Here is a 4,585-nt window from a genome sequence, read left to right as displayed (position 1 = left end):
TTTAACTTCTTTAATATTTAAAATTAAATTATTATTCTTATCTACAGTTGGCAAAAACTTAACTTCAATTGGAGTTGTTACACTTTTATTTACTTTATAATCAACCTTTGCAATTATTCCGCTCTCTTCTATATCTATATTTACATTGCTTATTTTATCATTTTTAGTCTGTTTTAAAAAATAGTTTATCCCATTTAAAATAGACTTTTCAGGAACTAAAAATTCACCTTTTACACCTACTGGATTATCTATTAATTCTATATTTGTCGCTTTAACTCCAGCTATATCTCTAAAGAAAGTTAAATTTTTTTCTTTTGAATTTTCAACTGCATCTTTATTATTTTCTATTTTTTTAACTTGTTGATTTTGCTGTGTGTCTAATTTTTTAATAGAAAATATTATAGTTGCAGATAAAATAAAAAAAATTATTATACCTAAAAAAATTTTTTGTTTTTTATTTTTCATTCTAATTGCTCCCCTTTAATATTAATTATTTATATAATACCCTTATTTTCAAAAAAATAAAGTGTTTGAATATTATTTTTAATATTCAAACACTTTATTTATCTTAAATTCTCAGCTATACTTTCCATAGTCTTTTTAAAATTTAAAACTCCATATCCTAAATTAACATTTGGGTAACTATATATATCCTGCCTATCTGCACCTATCATTAAGTAAGTTTTTATTACTTCTGTAAATAATAAATTCCTTCCAAGATCGCTTTGAGAACTTATATACTCCATTAAAACAGATGCAACTCCACTTATAATAGAACTACTTACTCCTGTCCCAGTTCCAGCTATGTATTTATTATTTTTATAAGGTCCTATTATATCTACACCTGGAGCTACTATATCTGGTTTTAAAGGGTTTTGATTTAATGTTCCTCTTGATGACTGAATCCATATACTATCAGTATTATTATTAAATGCTCCTACAGATAATACATTTTCAGTAGCTGCAAACCAAGTTGTTGTTGAAAACGAATTTGAATTTATGAATCTTGTATCTTTATCTAATAAATTTTTATTTGGCAAAAACACATCATAGTCTCCAGATATTAAAAATTCTGGTGTTAATCTTAAAGTCCAGATTCCAGGTTTTATATCCTTTAAATTAATTACAATTTCTTCTGTCCCTGATTTAAGCCATGGGTATAAGAATCTCATATCATAATTAGTTTTTTCTATATTAAATCTACCTTTATATATAAATCTATCTGGCGAATATTTTATATCGTAGCTTAATTCTCCTGATGGAGATATTAAAGATGCATTTATTTTATCCGGTCCAACACAAGGTACTATAATATCTAAGTTTTTTTGCTCTCCAACTTGTATTAATATATCTACAACATCATTAATATTTTTAATATTTCCCTTGTAATGAGTATCAGTATTTCCTTCATTGCCTAATCCGCACACAATAATTACTCCAGGAATAGTTAAGTTTTCAAATGATTCTAATAGTGTAGTTTCAACAACACCTTCACTTTTACATGCTACTGTTAAATTTATAACCATACTTTTTTGATGTTTGTTCAAACTCTCAGTTACATATTTAATACCTGCTAAAAAATCGCTAAGTGCATAACTTATCCTTCCTTCTTTATATACACCTATTTCTTCTCTTAGCTTAACTACTATTAAGTCACTATCTATTGCAATCCCTTTATATTCTGAATTTTCATTTCCTAACCCAACCGCAATCCCAGCTGCTAGTGTTCCTGTTCCAATACTATCTTCAGTTAAACTTGGGTCTTTTTTAGCAATATACTCATTTATCTTTTCGTTTGTAAACTCACTTCCAAAATTTAGTCCTTCAGGCGGTTTCCCTTTATTAGAACTTTGATCCCAAATAGATATTATTTTTGAGGTTCCATCTTTTCTTATAAAATCATGGTGCATATAATCTATGCCCGAGTCTATAATTGCAATAACGGTATCTTTTCCAGTTGGATTTATATATGGATTTTTTTCAATGTAATCTACTCCTGAAATAGATCTAGCTGGTTTCCCATTATCAACATTGGAATTTATTTCTATAAGTGAACTCATATGAGTTGAAACTCCCCAGTCATATATACATCCAATTTTAAAGAAAATTTCTTCATCAAAATGGTCACTGACATATATAGCAACAGCTTTTTTATTTAAAATAATATAGTTATTTAGGTTTTTTTGACTTAATTGAGTTTTCAACTCCTCTTCATTTCCATTATATATGGCAACATATGATTTCCCCAAATAATCACCCCTTAACTATTTAATTTGGTCAAAAGTATTTTTTATATTTAAAACTCCATACCCATAGCTTAGATCTGGATAACTTATTTTATTATCTCTTTTAGCACCTGCACTTAAATATGTCTTTATTTTTTGAACTACAGATTTATCTTTGTAGTTTTCTTTAAAAAGTACATATTGCATTATTAAAGCAATCGATCCTGCTGTATATGATGCTGCAACACCGCTTCCGCTTACTAATGCGTATTTATCCTTTTTATATGGTGCAATTATATTTACACCTGGCGCTACTATATCTGGGCTTTCAATCCTACCTACATTTCCAATTACAGGGCCTCTTGAAGACTCTGTCCATATACTAGAATTTAAACTGTTATAAGTTCCTACTGTAACTGAGTCTTTATATATAGAAGGATATGTTAGTGTGTAATTTGGATTTCCTTCTCTAAATTTAGTTCCAGGTTTTAACAGCGAGTTGTTTTGCAAATAAACATGATATACTCCATTTGTTATAGATGATCCTATTAACCTTATTTTCCATATTCCCTTGCTTACACCTTTTAAATTTATAATTGTCATTTGTTGCCCCGAGTAATAAAGTGGATAGGTTGACCATATAGAATAATATGTATTTTCGAAATCAAATAATCCTTCTAAAACATTAAGATTAGATACAAGTGATGTTTTGCTTTCTTCTCCTGATGGAGATATAATTAAAATATTTAGTTTATCAGGTTTATCTACCCATAAATCAATTTCTATATCTTTTTCATACTCTGCTATTTCAATCTCTATATCTTTAACTTCCCCAACAAAGTTTATTTTTCCCATAGTATGAGTCTTTCCATTTCCTTCATTACCTCCTCCTGCAACTTCACATACTCTATATTCATAAAATAAATCATTGTCCATAAACCCAATACCTGGAGAAACTAAACTATTACTTCCAAAAGTTATATTCTGAATTATTGGCATATCTAATTTTTTCGCTTTTCTATAACTATAATCTATACCACTTAAAAAAGTCCCATTATTATAAAATCCATCTATTTTTTGTAGCTTTACAACTATTAAATCAGCTCCTTCTGCAACTCCTGCATAAGACTTATTTATACTACCTAATCCTGCACATATTCCTCCTAACGCAGTCCCTATACCCTCTTCATCTGTAGATAGATTAGGATTTTTTTCAGCTATTGCCTTATTTATATCCTCTCTTTTATATTCAGTTCCTATATTAAATCCTTCTGGAGGATTTCCTTCCTTAGTTTGATCCCATAGATATAAAATTTTAGAAGTACCATCAGGGTATATAAAATCTGGATGTAAATAGTCTATTCCAGAATTCACAATGCTTATTATAACTCCTTTGCCATCTAAGTTTATATTTGGATTTGTTTTAAAGTAGTTAACTCCTATCTCTTCATTAGCTGTATATCCATTTTCTATTCCTTTAGACAAATTTGTTAGTTGAACCATTTTTGTATATCTCTGCATTTTATATATGTATTTAAAAGAATATAATTTTCCTAAGTCAATCAGTCTATCTTTTTGTATAAATACAATACCCATTCCATCTGATAGTTTATAAAACTTAAATATATTTTCTAATTTTTTTAACTGTTCTTCATACTTTGTGTAATAGTATATAATGAATATGGGCTCAAATTCATTGAAATCTATGTTGGCTTTTTGAAAATCTCTATTTTCTAAATTATTTTCTATTTTTTCATTTGATCTAAGTGAAGTTTCTATACATTTAATTTTATTGCGCTCATTAAATTTTAATTTCCAAATACCATTTTCTATAAACATTTCTGAGTTTAAACTTATATTTATTTCATTTTTTCCTTTTGCACAAACCTTTAATTTATTATTTTTAATTTGAAATTTCTTTTCTTTACAATTTATATCTATATCTTGAAATATAAAATTATAGGGATTTGTAATATCTAGATTTAGGTTTAAATTTTGATTATTTTCTAAAAACAGTTTTATATTTATTGATTTTTGATATTTATGTACATTTAATTTTAATTCTTTACTTTGTTCTAACCTAATATATAAATTGCTTTTATAGTGCTTCTGAATATCTTTTGAATCTTCTAGTGTTTTTATATTCTTTAGTTGTTTAATGGATATAATTGCATCTATATTAAATTTTTTAGTAATATTGAAAATACTATCTATGAAATTTTCAATATTACTTTTTTCAAGCTCTCTTATGTTTTCTTCAATATTCACTTCTATAAATATATTTTTCAAGTTTTGCTTAAATCTATTATGTTCATTATATATAATATTAACATTAAAGTCCTTTAAATTTACGTACTCCA

The 4,585-nt window shown here is 26.8% G+C and carries 3 protein-coding genes; all 3 read right to left on the bottom strand.

The annotated features are described in order from the left end of the window. Nucleotides 1-465 (bottom strand): hypothetical protein (locus VN21_RS15410; RefSeq protein WP_046824034.1); only part of this gene is annotated, 465 nt, incomplete at its 3' end. A gap of 98 nt (nucleotides 466-563) precedes the next feature. Then, a complete protein-coding gene (cspC, locus tag VN21_RS15405) occupies nucleotides 564-2,249 on the bottom strand; it encodes a bile acid germinant receptor pseudoprotease CspC (protein WP_046824033.1) in 1,686 nt (561 codons plus the stop codon). A 15-nt stretch (nucleotides 2,250-2,264) separates the two neighbouring features. Further along, nucleotides 2,265-4,585, bottom strand: a 2,321-nt coding sequence (locus VN21_RS17995) for a S8 family peptidase (protein WP_152650836.1), incomplete at its 5' end; no start/stop codon positions are given.

The sequence above is a fragment of the Paraclostridium benzoelyticum genome, assembly GCF_001006285.1.
Lineage (GTDB): Bacteria > Bacillota > Clostridia > Peptostreptococcales > Peptostreptococcaceae > Paraclostridium > Paraclostridium benzoelyticum.
Note: the sequence above shows the minus strand (reverse complement) of the source record. Positions and strands in the feature narration are given on the sequence as shown.